General features: G+C 63.7%; 16 protein-coding genes. 10 read left to right on the forward strand and 6 right to left on the reverse strand.

Annotated elements, in window-relative coordinates; genetic code table 11:
- Window positions 1-33 precede the first annotated feature (33 nt).
- Window positions 34-927: a phosphoserine phosphatase SerB gene (gene serB, locus QRN52_RS11260; RefSeq protein WP_284752802.1), complete on the reverse strand. Its 894-nt coding sequence runs from the start codon at window positions 925-927 to the stop codon at window positions 34-36.
- 125 nt (window positions 928-1,052) lie between these two features.
- On the opposite strand from serB, the gene QRN52_RS11265 reads away from it, so the two are divergent.
- From QRN52_RS11265 to QRN52_RS11275, 3 genes are read left to right on the forward strand one after another with little or no spacing between them, the layout of a single operon-like run.
- Window positions 1,053-1,838, forward strand: a complete 786-nt coding sequence (locus tag QRN52_RS11265; RefSeq protein ID WP_059389255.1) for an ABC transporter ATP-binding protein — start codon at window positions 1,053-1,055, stop codon at window positions 1,836-1,838.
- 19 nt (window positions 1,839-1,857) lie between these two features.
- The gene (locus QRN52_RS11270; RefSeq protein ID WP_284752803.1) at window positions 1,858-2,643 is read left to right on the forward strand and encodes a sulfite exporter TauE/SafE family protein; all 786 of its coding nucleotides are present in this window, start codon (window positions 1,858-1,860) and stop codon (window positions 2,641-2,643) included.
- A gap of 6 nt (window positions 2,644-2,649) precedes the next feature.
- Window positions 2,650-3,468, forward strand: coding sequence for a TrmH family RNA methyltransferase (locus QRN52_RS11275; protein ID WP_284752804.1), 819 nt, complete (start codon window positions 2,650-2,652; stop codon window positions 3,466-3,468).
- A gap of 30 nt (window positions 3,469-3,498) precedes the next feature.
- Here the strand turns inward: QRN52_RS11275 and QRN52_RS11280 are convergent, their stop codons facing one another.
- Entirely contained in the window at window positions 3,499-3,768 is a 270-nt protein-coding gene (locus QRN52_RS11280; protein ID WP_284752805.1) for an aldo/keto reductase, read from the reverse strand.
- A 16-nt stretch (window positions 3,769-3,784) separates the two neighbouring features.
- Complete coding sequence (locus QRN52_RS11285) at window positions 3,785-3,952, reverse strand: hypothetical protein (RefSeq protein WP_284752806.1); 168 nt, start codon at window positions 3,950-3,952, stop codon at window positions 3,785-3,787.
- Window positions 3,953-4,111: 159 nt separating this feature from the next.
- Between QRN52_RS11285 and QRN52_RS11290 the strand changes: the two genes are divergently transcribed.
- The 6 genes from QRN52_RS11290 (at window position 4,112) to lplAB (ending at window position 8,782) form a co-directional block, all read left to right on the forward strand.
- Window positions 4,112-4,687: a carboxymuconolactone decarboxylase family protein gene (locus QRN52_RS11290; RefSeq protein ID WP_284752807.1), complete on the forward strand. Its 576-nt coding sequence runs from the start codon at window positions 4,112-4,114 to the stop codon at window positions 4,685-4,687.
- 10 nt (window positions 4,688-4,697) lie between these two features.
- The gene (locus QRN52_RS11295) at window positions 4,698-5,597 is read left to right on the forward strand and encodes an RNA polymerase sigma-70 factor (protein ID WP_284752808.1); all 900 of its coding nucleotides are present in this window, start codon (window positions 4,698-4,700) and stop codon (window positions 5,595-5,597) included.
- Between the two features lie 409 nt (window positions 5,598-6,006).
- Window positions 6,007-6,882 carry a hypothetical protein gene (locus tag QRN52_RS11300; protein WP_284752809.1) on the forward strand — a complete coding sequence of 292 codons (876 nt, stop codon included), beginning with the start codon at window positions 6,007-6,009 and terminating at the stop codon, window positions 6,880-6,882.
- Window positions 6,883-6,897: 15 nt separating this feature from the next.
- The gene (locus tag QRN52_RS11305) at window positions 6,898-7,134 is read left to right on the forward strand and encodes a hypothetical protein (RefSeq protein WP_284752810.1); all 237 of its coding nucleotides are present in this window, start codon (window positions 6,898-6,900) and stop codon (window positions 7,132-7,134) included.
- 211 nt (window positions 7,135-7,345) lie between these two features.
- Window positions 7,346-7,603, forward strand: coding sequence for a type B 50S ribosomal protein L31 (locus tag QRN52_RS11310; RefSeq protein WP_009358283.1), 258 nt, complete (start codon window positions 7,346-7,348; stop codon window positions 7,601-7,603).
- 81 nt (window positions 7,604-7,684) lie between these two features.
- Window positions 7,685-8,782, forward strand: a complete 1,098-nt coding sequence (gene lplAB / locus QRN52_RS11315; protein ID WP_502869705.1) for a lipoate-protein ligase LplAB — start codon at window positions 7,685-7,687, stop codon at window positions 8,780-8,782.
- Between the two features lie 34 nt (window positions 8,783-8,816).
- Here the strand turns inward: lplAB and QRN52_RS11320 are convergent, their stop codons facing one another.
- The 3 genes from QRN52_RS11320 to pepN form a co-directional block, all read right to left on the reverse strand.
- The gene (locus QRN52_RS11320) at window positions 8,817-9,449 is read right to left on the reverse strand and encodes a hypothetical protein (protein ID WP_284752812.1); all 633 of its coding nucleotides are present in this window, start codon (window positions 9,447-9,449) and stop codon (window positions 8,817-8,819) included.
- Window positions 9,436-9,807, reverse strand: coding sequence for a hypothetical protein (locus QRN52_RS11325; protein WP_284752813.1), 372 nt, complete (start codon window positions 9,805-9,807; stop codon window positions 9,436-9,438). Before QRN52_RS11325 ends, QRN52_RS11320 begins: the two co-directional genes overlap by 14 nt.
- A 109-nt stretch (window positions 9,808-9,916) precedes the next feature.
- Window positions 9,917-12,556 (reverse strand): aminopeptidase N, encoded by a 2,640-nt coding sequence (pepN, locus tag QRN52_RS11330; RefSeq protein ID WP_284752814.1) that lies wholly within the window; start codon window positions 12,554-12,556, stop codon window positions 9,917-9,919.
- Window positions 12,557-12,774: 218 nt separating this feature from the next.
- Here pepN and QRN52_RS11335 point away from each other — a divergent pair.
- A partial coding sequence (locus tag QRN52_RS11335) for a circularly permuted type 2 ATP-grasp protein (RefSeq protein ID WP_284752815.1) occupies window positions 12,775-13,312 on the forward strand: 538 nt, incomplete at its 3' end.

Here is a 13,312-nt window from a genome sequence, read left to right on the forward strand (position 1 = left end):
CGGGCCGTTTCTTCGTTGCGCGTGAATTCCCGCCTAAACGCCGGCGATATGCCGGACGGCGTCCAGGTACGGCATGTTGATGGCGGCATCGGCTACCGCCCGGACGGCAGGCTTGGCGTTGAACGCCACACCGATGCCCGCAGCGCCCAGCATGTCGAGGTCATTCGCGCCGTCACCCACGGCAATGGTGTGCTCCAGGTCGATTCCCTCGGCGGCTGCCCACTCGCGAAGGTATTTCTCCTTGGCGGCGCGGTCGATCACGTCGCCAACGACTTTGCCCGTGAGGAAGCCGTCAACGATTTCAAGTTCATTTGCGATCCAGTAGTCCAGCCCGAGTTCCTCAGCGATAGGCCGCAGGATCTGGTTGAAGCCACCGGACACCACCGCCACCGCATGGCCGGCGGCCTTGAATGCAGCCACGAGTTCGGCCGCCCCCTCGCTGAGGCGCACCTCGGCGCGGACGGCGTCGACGACGGCGGTCGGCAGGCCTGCGAGGACCGCCACCCGGGCGTGAAGGCTTTGTGCGAAGTCCAGTTCGCCGCGCATCGCGGCCTCCGTGACGGCCGCTACCTCCTCGCGTTTGCCGGCATGTGCGGCAAGCAGTTCGATCACTTCCTGCTGGATCAGGGTGGAGTCCACATCCATGATCAGCAGCTTGCGCGACGCGTCACGCAGCGCGTCGGCGACGATCGCCGTGTCCATGCCCGGTGCGGCGGCCTCGGCGACCCTGCGCCGGATGCCTGATAAATCGGCGACGGTAGCCCCGTCAACGGCCAGGCCCATGGTGTAGACCCCGAAGCGCTCGTCGCCCGAACGCGACTCCGACGTGAAGGAAGCCCCCGATCCGGACAGCACCTTGCGCAGGTGTTCAAGCTCCGAAGGGGACAAATTCACGCCATAGCTGACCGCGGTCAAGTTCGAACTCATGGCTGCAATCTTAGCGAGGGCGGAACCGCCGCCCGAATTCCTGTTTCATTCATGGCGGCGCGCAAACAGTGTGACCGAAGTTTCGGTTATCAATCGCCCCCGTTTTTGTCCTAGTGTCTACTCCTATGAGTGATGTTCTTGAATTGGCTTCCGTCAGCGTTGTCCGAGGTACCAAGACCCTGCTGGACAAGGTTGACTGGCAGGTCAATGAAGGCGAACGCTGGGTCATCCTCGGTCCCAACGGCGCCGGCAAGACCACTCTGCTCCAGATCGCCGCCGCACGGATGCATCCCACCAGCGGGAAAGCCGGGATCCTTGACGAGACGCTTGGCCGCGTGGACGTGTTTGAGCTCCGTCCGCGCATCGGCCTTTCCTCCGCGGCCTTGGCCACCCAGATCCCGGAACAGGAAAACGTGCTGAACGTCGTGGTCACCGCTGCCTACGGTGTGACCGGCCGCTGGCGCGAAGGATACGAGCGCGACGACGAGCGCCGGGCCTTCGGTCTCCTCAATGAGTGGGGCATGGGTCCGCTGCTGAACCGCTCCTTCTCCTCGCTTTCCGAAGGTGAGCGCAAGCGCGTGCAGATCGCCCGGGCCCTCATGACCGATCCGGAGCTGCTCCTGCTCGACGAGCCGGCAGCCGGCCTGGACCTTGGCGGACGCGAAGAGCTCGTCCACAAACTCGGTGAGCTCGCCCGCGACGAGGACGCTCCGGCAATGGTCCTTGTCACGCACCACCTTGAAGAGGTTCCTCCGGGATTCACCCACGCCATGCTGCTTCGCGACGGCGGGGTGGTTGCCGCAGGACCCATCGAGGAAGTCCTCACCGCAGAACACCTCAGCAACACCTTCGGCCTGCCCCTGGACGTGACCGAAAACTCCGGCCGCTACACGGCCACCGCCCGCCGCTAGGCCGGGGCAGCGAAAAGCAGTGGAGATCCTTAACGGCATCCTGATTTTTTTCGCGGGCTTGTGGGCCGGAACCATCAACAGCGTGGTCGGCTCCGGCACGCTGGTCACGTTCCCGGTCCTCATCGCCCTGGGCTACGCACCCGTCACCGCGACCATCAGCAACGCCATGGGGCTTGTGGCAGGCAACGTGACAGGGGCCTGGGGCTACCGCCACGAACTCAGGGGCCGTGGCCGGCAACTCCTCAGGCTCTTGCCCGCGTCGCTGCTCGGCGGCATCACGGGTGCCTGGCTGCTGCTGCACCTCCCGGAGAAGGTCTTCTACTACGCCGCTCCCATCCTGATCGTCGTCGCGCTGCTCATGGTGCTTTTCCAGCCCAAACTCCAACGGTGGGTGCAGGACCGGGCAGGCAACCCGGAGCACGCCATCCATGACAAGCGCCACACCGTTGTCCTTGTGGTCCTGGTGTACCTCGCAGGGGTCTATGGCGGTTATTTCGTGGCGGCCCAGGGCATCCTGCTGGTCGGCATTCTGGGTGTCTTCATGACCGGCACCATCCAGAACGCCAACGCGATGAAGAACATCCTCGTGCTGGCCGTCAACGTGGTGGCAGCGTGCTCCTACCTCCTGTTTGCCTTTGGCCGGATCGAATGGCCGGTGGTGGCCGTCATTGCGGTCAGTTCGTTGATCGGCGGATTGGTGGGCTCCAAAGTGGGCCGGCGCCTGAAGCCCCTCGCGCTGCGCATCGTGATCTTCGCGCTCGGCATCGTGGCCCTCGGCTTCATGATCGCCAACCTGCTGAAATAGGAACCCGTGACTTTCCACTACCTCGAAACCGCCGACGACCCGCGTGTTTCCGACTACACGCAACTGACGGATGTCCACCTCCGCAAGCTCCGCGAGCCCGTGGAAGGCATGTACATCGCAGAGTCGTCACGGGTGCTGAGACGCGCCCTCGCAGCCGGGCACCAGCCCCGTTCCTTCTTCCTCGCGGAGAAATGGCTGGAAGACCTCGACGACGTTTTCCAACAGTTCCCCGAGGTGCCGGTCTATATCGGCAAGTCTTCCCTGCTTGAGGAAATCACCGGATTCCACCTGCACCGCGGTGCCATGGCAGCCATGCACCGGCCCGCGCCCGTGCCCCTCGAAGAACTTCTCGCCGATTGCGTTCGTGCACGAGGGCGATCAAGGATCGCAGTGCTTGAAGACCTTACCGACCATACGAATGTCGGAGCCGTGTTCAGGTCAGCCGCGGCCATTGGCGTTGACGCCGTGCTTGTGACGCCTCAGTGTGCCGATCCGTTGTACCGGCGCTCGATCAGGGTCAGTATGGGCACCGTTTTCCAGGTGCCGTGGACAAGGATCGACCCGTGGCCGGCTAGCATCGAACAGCTGAAAGAGGCGGGCTACTTCGTGGCAGGCATGTCCCTGGGGGAGGGGGCCATCACTCTGGATGAGCTGGTGGCCCAGGATCATCAAAACCTGGTGCTGGTTTTCGGAACCGAAGGCGACGGGCTGAAGCCCGAGACAGATCAATTACTTGATGCCCGAGTGACGATTCCGATGTTGAACGGCGTCGACTCGCTGAACGTTGCTGCGTCGTCGGCTGTGGCCTTCTACGCGACGAGGTAACGAACGGCAGGCAGGAAAATCTGAGTCGAGTCAGGGTGCCCAGACATGCATCTGCTGCACGTCGATGCTGTCCGTGCCGAGCCGTGCGAGGCTCGCCTCGGTGCACTCGCGGAGATAGCCCTTGGGGAAGGCCTCCGAGACCGGCGTATCGGCCGCCGCGGGCCATTGCCTGTTCTTCGGCGAGGCCTTGGTCGCGACGACCACCGGCTCCTGCCGATCGGTGAGCACCTTCCCGATCAGCTGCTCGCTGTGTCCGTCGCCATATCCCATGGCAGCCCTGACGCGTCCTGACCGGGTCATTCGCTTGCTCGAGTCATCACCGCAGGGGATCGTCTTTGCGCCGTGCCGCCTGCTTCAGCTCGGCGATCCGCAGCCGAAGGAAAACAATGACGAGGACCAGGGCGTACACCGCCAGTCCGGCCAGCACGAACGTGACGATCGCGTACAGAACCCCAATAACACTGAAGGCTGGACTTAAATTCACTGGTTCCCCCCAATAATCGTTAGCCCTAGGCTACGCGGGCGGGGACAGTTATCAGATCAGGTGGACGCCGCCCTCTGGCTTCACGGCGTCACTGTCACAGATCGGGCGCGGGCGGTGTCTTCATGTCGTAGGACCCAGAACCGACCCGCAGGAGGAGTCATGACCAGCAGGATCCCGGCCGCAGAGATCACCGGTTTCTACGGCGCACTCATCAAGAAGTTCAGCGCGAAGATGTTTGGCAAAGTCCCGGAATCGCTGGGCGTCATGTGGCACAACCAGCCCGTTCTCAAGGCATCCATGGGCTTTGGACAGAAGCTGCAGAAGTGGAACAGCTGTGACGAGTCGCTGAAGTCCTACGCGCACATGGCCGTGGCCTCACTCATCGGTTGCACGTGGTGCCTGGACTACAACTACTTCATGGCCCACAACCACGGCCTCGACCTGGAAAAGGCACAGCAGATCCCGCGCTGGCGTGATTCCGGGGTCTTCACGCCCCTGGAGCGGGACGTGCTGGAATATGCCGAAGCGATGAGCACGACCCCCGTAACGGTCACTGACGAGCTCGCTGCCCGGCTGCTGGAGCAGCTCGGCGCACCGGCCCTGGTTGAGCTGACCAGCGTTATCAGCTTTGCCAACCTCACGACCCGCGGCAATGTCGCCCTCGGCATTGAGTCCGAGGGATTCGCGGATGCCTGTGGCTTGAAGCCGTTCGCGGCACGAAGCGGTGCGCGGTAGCGTGGCGGGCATGAGTAGCTCCGGCGCCACCGACAGCTTGGACCATTTCGTCGCCCATCGCAGCCTGCTCTTCACCGTCGCCTACGAAATGCTCGGCTCCGCCGCCGATGCCGAGGACGTGGTGCAGGAGGCCTGGCTGCGGTGGTCTGACCTGGGCGCCGGAGCCCGCGCGGAGGTACGTGACCCGCGGGCCTATTTCGTCCGTATCGTCACCCGCCAGGCGCTCAACCGCCGCCGCGCGCTGTCACGACGGCGGGAGGATTACGTCGGGGAATGGCTGCCCGAGCCCCTGCTCACCGTGCCGGATGTCGCCGAGGACGTGGAACTGGCCGAAAGCGTCTCGATCGCCATGCTCACGGTTCTCGAATCGCTCACCCCTGTGGAGCGGGCGGTCTTCGTACTACGGGAGGTTTTCGACGTGCCCTACGAGGAGATTGCCGAGGCCGTCGGCAAGTCAGCGGCAGCCGTGCGCCAGATCGTCAGCCGTGCGCGCTCTCATGTGGCCGCCCGCCGCCCCCGCATGCGCGTGGACCGCAGCGAGCAGCAGCAAGTCGTCGAACGGTTCCTGGCGGCGGTCACCACCGGGGATGTACAGGGCTTGATGGATGTGTTGGCGCCTGACGTCGTACTCATCGCCGACGGCGGCGGCCTCGCGCAGGCGGTTCGGGTGCCCGTGTACGGTGCGAAGAAGGTAACAAATCTGCTGCGGTCCTTCCCGGAGGCCGCGCTCAGCCCGAAAATCGCTCTGCTTTGGCTCAACGGCGGCCTCGGCATCCGGATCGACGACGAAGCAGGCGGTCCGTCACTCATCAGCCTGGTGGTGGAGGACGGCAGGATCGCACGGATCTTCGCCATGCGGAACCCGGACAAGCTCGGCCACTTGGAGGAGGAGACCCGGCTGGCGCGCTAGCCGCTCAGACCCTCCATTGCGATCTCGGCGCAAGTCGGCGTGGCCTCGTACAGCTGAAGTGGGATCCACCGCTCCACATGCGGACTTCTGAGACAAAGTGCAGCATGATTCTTTGGCTGGGGTCTGCTGTCTCTTCGCCAACTCGAGCCCGCGATTCCGACCCGTCGAACACTAGACGGGCGAGCCAAGCAACAGCCGGCGCTCTGCCCCGGTCGGGCACGCCTGCGGCGCGAAGGGTCTGAGCGTCGTTATCCGGCTCATCCGATAGGTGGACCAGGCAAAACCGAATCGGCGCACAATCTAGTCCCCGAGGATGACGTTTCCCTCGACGCCGCAAAATAAAGTGAAAGACGGCTATCACCTTTGGTGTTGCTGATTCCAAGTCAATCAGAGGTTAGGGGACAACTTGATGAATGCACTGAAGAAGTTGCTCAGGGGAACCGCGGCAGCGGCAGTTCTGATCGCGTCCGTCGGCCTCGCCGCACCTGCCAATGCCGCCGAACAGCAGTCTGTCAAGGACGCGGTCCAAACGGTCAAGAGGATCACCGCCAAGGCTTCCGGCCTTCTCAAGGGCGACGCCGTCGTCAAGAAGCAGGGTGCCATGGTCGGGACTGCGAAAGTCCACGGCGAAGCCGAACCACTCGGCGCCGCCATCGCCGCCGACGACGTGCAAAACTCCGTGGTCGCCCGCACCAAAGATACCCAGAGCATGATCATGGTCCTCGACCGGGGCAAGTCTTCCGCGGACTTCTCCATGTCGATCCCGGATGGGTACGTCGCAGAACTCACCAACGACGGCGGCGTGCAGCTCCGCAACCAGTCCGCCCGCATCGTGATTCCATTCATCAGTGCCCCATGGGCACTCGACTCCAACGGCAAGAAGCTCCCGACGTCGTATACCGTCAACGGGTCCAAAATCACCCAGCACGTCAACACCAACGGTGCTGCCTATCCAATCGTCGCGGATCCCTCGATCCAGTGGATTCCATACCCGGTCGTCGCCATGTACGGCTGGGAGGCTGACACCATCCGCAAGATGACGGCCTCGATTCTTGTGGCCGGCCCAGGCACTTCCTGCACGCTGGTCGGCATCACCGGCTGGGTCGGGAAGGTCTTCACCGCCATCTGCTCCCTCGTCGGCCTCGGCTCGGCCAAGGACATCGTCCGCAACATCGGAAACGTCTGGCAGTCCAGCTCAGGGCTTCTCCTGTGGGGTTGCTACGGATTCAGGATTTGGAATCCTGGAGCCGGGGCCATACCCATGCCAGCCCGCGACTGCGCATAACGCACGAGCAGAAACATGCTTGTCTTCCGGTACATCTATAGTGCTGTATTCGTCTTCGCAGTGTTCTGGGCGATCTTTCTCGAAGACCTCCCTGTCTTCGGGCGGCTCGTCTTCCCGCTCTTTGCGCTCATTCCTCTGATACTCAACGAAATACAGATCCAGAAGACGCGGAAGCTGAAAGCAGAACTCCGCTCACGCGAGGCAGAGTCCCTGCCGAACGACGTCCACCACGACTACAGGGAAGCAAACTAGCCAGGACACTTGCAGGCACTCCTGACAAGCGCGGCCAATGAGGAGACCGCCCCCGCGGCTGACCTCGGTTCGTTTGGCCCTGCGGTTTCCGTTATGATTGATTGTTGGCCCGGCACCGGAAAACCGTTATGAACGGCAGGCGGTGCGCGGACCGAATCCATTCATACCTGGCAGCTGGCAAAATCCAGCTGCGTGAACAAAAGGTCCCATTATGAAGTCTGATATCCACCCGAAGTACGAAGCTGTTGTATTCAACGACCTGGCTTCCGGCGTCAAGTTCCTGACCAAGTCCACCGTGTCTTCTTCCAAGACCATCGAGTGGGAAGACGGCAACACCTACCCGGTCATCGACGTCGAAATCTCCTCGGAGTCCCACCCGTTCTACACGGGCAAGCAGCGCATCATGGACTCCGCAGGCCGCGTCGAGCGCTTCAACGCTCGCTTCAAGGGCTTCGGCGGCAAGAAGTAATCAACTTCACCTCCAAGCTTCTGTGAAAGCCCGCACCTGCCGTACCTTCGGCGGCTGCGGGCTTTTGCGTTTTCCGGCAGGATGGAAACCATGACTTCCAGCATGCCTTTCGAGCAAGACGAACCCCGGCTCCATGGCGAATACAAGGTCCCCGGCGGAAAACTCGTGGTGGTCGACCTCGACGTCGTGGACGGGCGGTTCGCGCACGTCTCGCTCAGCGGCGATTTCTTCCTCGAACCGGACGAGGCCCTGCTGGACATCAACCGGGCGCTCACGGGCCTTCCGGAAAGTTCGACGCCGGCGGAGATTTCCGCCGCCGTCACCGCCGCACTGCCCGCCGACACGGTCCTGTTCGGCTTCTCTGCCGACGCCGTCGCCGTTGCTGTCCGCAGGGCGCTGTCCAAGGCGAGCGGGTGGGCGGACCACCAGTGGGAGGTCATCCCGCCGTCGGTCCTTCCCACCCACCTCAATGTAGCGCTGGACGAGGTCCTCACCGAACAGGTCGGGGCCGGGCTACGCAAGCCCACCCTGCGCTTCTGGGACTGGGAAGAGCCGTCGGTGGTGATCGGCAGCTTCCAGTCCTTCCGCAACGAGGTGGATCCCGACGGCGTCGCGCGCCACGGCATCACAGTGGTCCGCCGCATCAGCGGCGGAGGAGCCATGTTCATGGAGGCGGGCAACTGCATCACCTATTCGCTCTATGTGCCACAGAGCCTCGTCGATGGCATCAGCTTCGCCGATTCCTACGCTTTCCTGGACGCGTGGGTCATGGCTGCCCTGGAAAAACTGGGCATTACCGCGTTCTATGTCCCGCTCAATGACATCGCCACCGAGCAGGGCAAGATCGGCGGTGCCGCGCAAAAGCGCCTAGCCAACGGCGGAATGCTGCATCACGTCACCATGAGCTACGACATCGACGCCGACAAGATGGTGGAGGTCTTGCGCATCGGCAAGGAAAAACTATCCGACAAAGGCACCCGCAGCGCAAAGAAGCGCGTGGATCCACTCCGCCGGCAAACCGGCCTGGCACGGACAGAGATCATCAAAGCCATGCAGGAAGTTTTCACCGAGCGGTACGGCGCCACGGAGTCCAGCATCACCGACGCCGAATTGGCAATAGCGCGGGAACGGGTGCAGTCAAAGTTCGGTACCGAAGAATGGCTGCACCGTGTCCCTTAACTGCGGGTGTCCCTTAACTGCCGGTGTTCCCTAGTTACCCGGCCCGGTACGCGTTCACTGCCTGTTCCAGGACCGGACCGTAGAGCGGCCATGAATCGGCCGAAGCAGCCACGATGAGGACGCTGATGCCCTTGCTCCCCGCTACGAGGCAAGCCATTTCACGGTAACGGTTGTTGCCGACGCGGGTTACGTAGCTGTCCTCCACGCAGGAACCCGTGCCTCCGCGGAAAGCCATTCCGGTGCGTTCAGCGATTTTGGTGGGTGGCGAGGAGTTCTCGTCCGCCAAGTGATCTAGCCTGAAGGTGCTCCAATTGTCCAGCGACTCGCTGCCCTGCCGGGGTGTGGCGTTGAGGTACATCCGCAGTTCGCCCGTTGACGACGACACAGTCGCGGACACGCTGCCGGGGTCGCTTTCGGCAGGACTCGCATCGGGAGGGACTGAAAGGACCCCGGTGCCATCCGGAAGGTCCATGGTTCTCCAGCCTGCCGGGGCAGGTGCTGCCGTGAACCACGCGAACGGCAACTCCGCAGACTGCACGGTGCTTGTCCCCGGGCTTTGAACAGACGAACTGCAAGCTGCGACGGCCATCATCGCAGCAACCGCGCCCAGGGAGAGCACGGCGAAGAGTGCTGTTCTGTTGCGCCTTGGCGCGCTAGCGGTTTCCATCGCCGTCGTCCGGTCCGCCGTTATCGTCGCCGTCGCGGTCGCCGCCATTGGGGTGGCGCGGGGGCGGCGGAACCATGTGGGGTGGCGCCTGTGCTGGAGGCCGGACTACGGCGGGCGGCGCCTGTACAGGCGGCGGAACGACGGTTGGCGGCGCCGGGGGTGGAACGACGGCGGGCGGGGTAGTAGTTGGCGCGACCGGCGTCGCCGTCGGTGCAGGCGACGGCGCGCTTGGGGCGGGCGTTGTGCTCGCCGGTGGGCTTGCGGGTGCCGGAGCGGCGGGTTGTCCGCCGAAGCAGCCTCCGAGCAATAGGCTGGCGCTCAGCACTGCGGCGGCAAGCACGGGGCGAGGAATCTTCATGGTGACCGTCCTCAGGAAAGGCCCATGCGGAGCGCCGGGCTTTGCATCTAAAGACGATGCCGGCGATCTCCTTGGTTCAAAGGCCAGCTCGTCAACGCCGGCTCCCGCGTCAGCACTGCTGCAGTGCCACAGCTTCTTGTTGCGAAGCGCCGGCGGCTTGCGCCGTCAGGGCGCGGAACAAATGGCTTCGCTGCTCAATGATGATGCGCCGGAGTGCACGCGGAGCCGCCGTGTGGGCGCTAAGCCAATCGTCCGTGCGCCGAAGCACAGGATGATCTCCCGGAGCCGTCCCGGCCTGAAGATCCCGGGCCGCGGGGAACAGGCCCCGCACAATCCGGCTTGCGATCTCGATGCTCCGGGACTGCCAGATATCCTCCAGGCAGTCGAAGTACGGTTCCGTGAAGCCGTCCAGGAGCCCGGACGGGGCAAGGGAGAAACCTGCGATTGTGGCGCTCAGAATCTCATTGGAGAGCCCCGTGTCGTTGACAGCGGCATTCCATGCGGCCGTCTTGACGTCAATATCGGGACGGGCAGCTCCGGCCAGAGCATGGCCTTCGCGCCCGGAAGCGGTGTGGTCCAGGGCTAGCTCGGCATCCAGTTCCGAAAGCGTGGCCGCTCCGTTGGCTGCCAACGCCTGCCACAGGCTCCACCGGAGATCCGCATCCACCGTCAGCCCGTCCACTGTCACGCTGCCGGAGAGAATGCCCCGGAGGAACTCGACGTAAGCCCCATCATGGCGCGACAACTGGGCCAGGGCCCTGGCCCACGCGAGTTGCTGGTCCGAGCCCGGCTCGGAGGTCCGCAGCTGCCTCGCGCTGGCCGCCATCAGGCGCTCCCGGACTTCATCCCGCTGCAGAGCCGGGATGTAGCGCTCGACGGCGGTCACCGCGTTGTCCAGAACGTTGAGGAGGACGCCGATTCCTGACTCGGCGGGGGCGAAGCGTTCGACGGCGGCGACGTACAGCTCCGCCGGGGTAACGGCGTCGCGCGCTGAATCCCACAGGGCTGTCCAGCACAACGCCCGGGCCAGGGGGTCGCTGAGGCGGTCCAAGGAGGAACGTACTGTTGCTTCGGATCCCGCATCCAGGCGGACCTTGGCATAGCTGAGGTCGTCGTCGTTCACGAGCAGGAGGGCCGGGCGCGGCTTTCCTTCGAGAGCCCCCACCGTGGTTTCGGCGCCGTCGACGTCGAGCTCGATGCCCTCTGTGCGGAGCAACTGGCCGCCGTCGTCAAAGTTGTAAAGACCGATCCTGAGCCTGTGCGGCCGGTGTTCTTGCTTGCCCGTGACGGGATCCACGGAGTCCTGGCGCAGGGTGACCGTTGCCATGGCATCGCCGTTTCCGGCGATCTCGGCCGCAACGGTGGAGATCCCGGAGGTCTGCAGCCACTGCCGGGCCCAGGTGCCAAGGTCCCGGCCCGACGCTGTGTCCAGGGCTTGGAGGAGGTCGGCCAGCGAGGTGTTGCCGTACTCGTGATCCTTGAAGTAGCGGCGCGAGCCGGCAATGAACGCCTCGAATCCGACGTAGGCCACCAATTGCTTGAGGACGGATGCGCCCTTGGCATAGGTGATGCCGTCGAAGTTCTGCTTGGCGGCCTCGAGGTCGGGAATGTCCGCGACAATAGGGTGGGTCGTGGGCAACTGGTCCTGCAGATATGCCCAGGACTTGCGCTTGTTCGCGAAATTCACCCAGGCGCTGTCCCAGTCCGTGGCCTTGTCCACGCCGAGGGTACCCATGTAGTCGGCGAAGGATTCCTTGAGCCACAGATCGTCCCACCAGGTCATGGTCACGAGGTCGCCAAACCACATGTGGGCCATCTCGTGCATGAGGGTGTTGGCGCGGGCCTGGTACTGGGCATCGGTGGCCCGCGAGGTGAAGACGTACTTCTCCGTGAAGGTGACCAGGCCGGGATTTTCCATCGCACCGAGGTTGTACTCGGGCACGAACGCCTGATCGTACTTGCCCCAGGGGTACGGATAGTCGAAGAGATCGTTGAAGAAATCCAGGCCGTTCTTCGTCAGCCGGAAAAGCCCGGCGGCATCGAAGGACCCCTGCATGGATGCGCGGCAATAGAGCGCCAGGGGAACCTCAAGGCTGGTCCCGTCGTCGAGCGTCTTGCTCCATTGGTCCGTGGCGCGGAAATAGGGACCGGCGAGGACCGTGGTGATGTAGGTGGACATCCGCTTGGTGGTGGCGAAGTCCCAGCGGCTCGTCGCCGGATCGCTCGTCAGTTGCGTCCGGGCGAGCTCGGCGCCATTGGAAGCCACCTGCCAAGAAGAAGGAGCCATGATGTGGAAGGTGAATTCGGCCTTCAGGTCCGGCTGCTCGAAATTCGCGAACACACGGCGGGCATCCGCCGGTTCGTATTGCGTGTAGAGGTAGCACTGTCCGTCCGCGGGATCGACAAAGCGGTGCATGCCCTCGCCGGATCGGCTGTAAAGGGCGGTTCCGGTGACCGTGACCTGATTTTCGGCCTGGAGATTGTTGAGGTGGATCCTGTCGCCGTCCACTACCTCGGCGACATCCAGTCCCTTTCCGTTGAGGAAGACGCTGTGTACACCGCCGTGGATGAAATCCAGGAACGTGGACGAACCAGGCTTGGCCGAGAAGTTGATGACGCTGCGGCTTGTGTACCCCGGTACGCCGGCATCGGCGGCTTCGCGGACGTCAAGGGAGACGTCGTAGCTGTGAGTGCTGATCAGGGCTGAACGGGTGGCGGCCTCAGCGCGCGCCAAGTTGTGATTCGACACCCAGCTATCTAATCATGAGGAAGACGGCGCCCAGCCCAGGAGGGCAATAAGGAACCAGGAGCCAAGCGCAACCAGCACCGCACGGGCGCGTCCGGCGGCCCATGCGGCCGTGCCCGGTATATTTGCAGCTAGCAAACCCCGCGCTACAGCCGGTGCCACTGCGCAACATGCAGAACGCGAAATGCGTTCGTAATCGAAAAGGTGATTGTCTGAATCCCATGTCAGAGCTATTCCGGGATTACTCCGAGGCCGCCGCCCGTTCCGGCGCCTACGACGAAATGTTCGCCCCGGGCACCGTTGCCCGAAAGTCCTACGGCCAGGTGGACGGTGCTCTCCGCGAGCTTTCGCTTGCGGATGTGAGCGCCCGTGCCGAGTCGATGGCGCGGACGTTCCTGGACCGGGGTGTGACGTTTGATTATGCGGGGGAGGAGCGTCCCTTTCCGTTGGATATCGTGCCGCGGGTGATTCCGGCTGATGAGTGGGATGTGCTGGAGCGGGGGGTGGCGCAGCGGGTGCGGGCGCTGGAGGCGTTCCTGGACGATGTCTACGGGCGGATGGCGGTGGTGGCTGACGGCGTGGTGCCGAGGGCATTGGTGACCACGAGCGCGCATTTCCACCGTGCCGTGCACGGTTTCGAACCGGCCGGTGGGGTGCGGGTGCACGTGTCCGGTATCGACGTTGTCCGTGATGCGGCGGGTACGTTCCGGGTGCTGGAGGACAACGTCCGTGTGCCTTCCGGGGTGTCCTACGTGCTGG

The sequence above is a fragment of the Arthrobacter sp. efr-133-R2A-120 genome (genome assembly GCF_030209835.1).
Lineage (GTDB): Bacteria > Actinomycetota > Actinomycetes > Actinomycetales > Micrococcaceae > Arthrobacter.

Excerpts from the sequence above, each read along its gene's own strand:
- serB (WP_284752802.1), bottom strand. The coding sequence starts at position 927 with ATGAGTTCGAACTTGACCGCGGTCAGCTATGGCGTGAATTTGTCCCCT.
- QRN52_RS11265 (WP_059389255.1), top strand. The coding sequence starts at position 1,053 with ATGAGTGATGTTCTTGAATTGGCTTCCGTCAGCGTTGTCCGAGGTACC.
- QRN52_RS11280 (WP_284752805.1), bottom strand. The coding sequence starts at position 3,768 with ATGACCCGGTCAGGACGCGTCAGGGCTGCCATGGGATATGGCGACGGA.
- QRN52_RS11290 (WP_284752807.1), top strand. The coding sequence starts at position 4,112 with ATGACCAGCAGGATCCCGGCCGCAGAGATCACCGGTTTCTACGGCGCA.
- QRN52_RS11295 (WP_284752808.1), top strand. The coding sequence starts at position 4,698 with ATGAGTAGCTCCGGCGCCACCGACAGCTTGGACCATTTCGTCGCCCAT.
- QRN52_RS11300 (WP_284752809.1), top strand. The coding sequence starts at position 6,007 with ATGAATGCACTGAAGAAGTTGCTCAGGGGAACCGCGGCAGCGGCAGTT.
- QRN52_RS11305 (WP_284752810.1), top strand. The coding sequence starts at position 6,898 with ATGCTTGTCTTCCGGTACATCTATAGTGCTGTATTCGTCTTCGCAGTG.
- QRN52_RS11310 (WP_009358283.1), top strand. The coding sequence starts at position 7,346 with ATGAAGTCTGATATCCACCCGAAGTACGAAGCTGTTGTATTCAACGAC.
- lplAB (WP_502869705.1), top strand. The coding sequence starts at position 7,685 with ATGGAAACCATGACTTCCAGCATGCCTTTCGAGCAAGACGAACCCCGG.
- QRN52_RS11320 (WP_284752812.1), bottom strand. The coding sequence starts at position 9,449 with ATGGAAACCGCTAGCGCGCCAAGGCGCAACAGAACAGCACTCTTCGCC.
- QRN52_RS11325 (WP_284752813.1), bottom strand. The coding sequence starts at position 9,807 with ATGAAGATTCCTCGCCCCGTGCTTGCCGCCGCAGTGCTGAGCGCCAGC.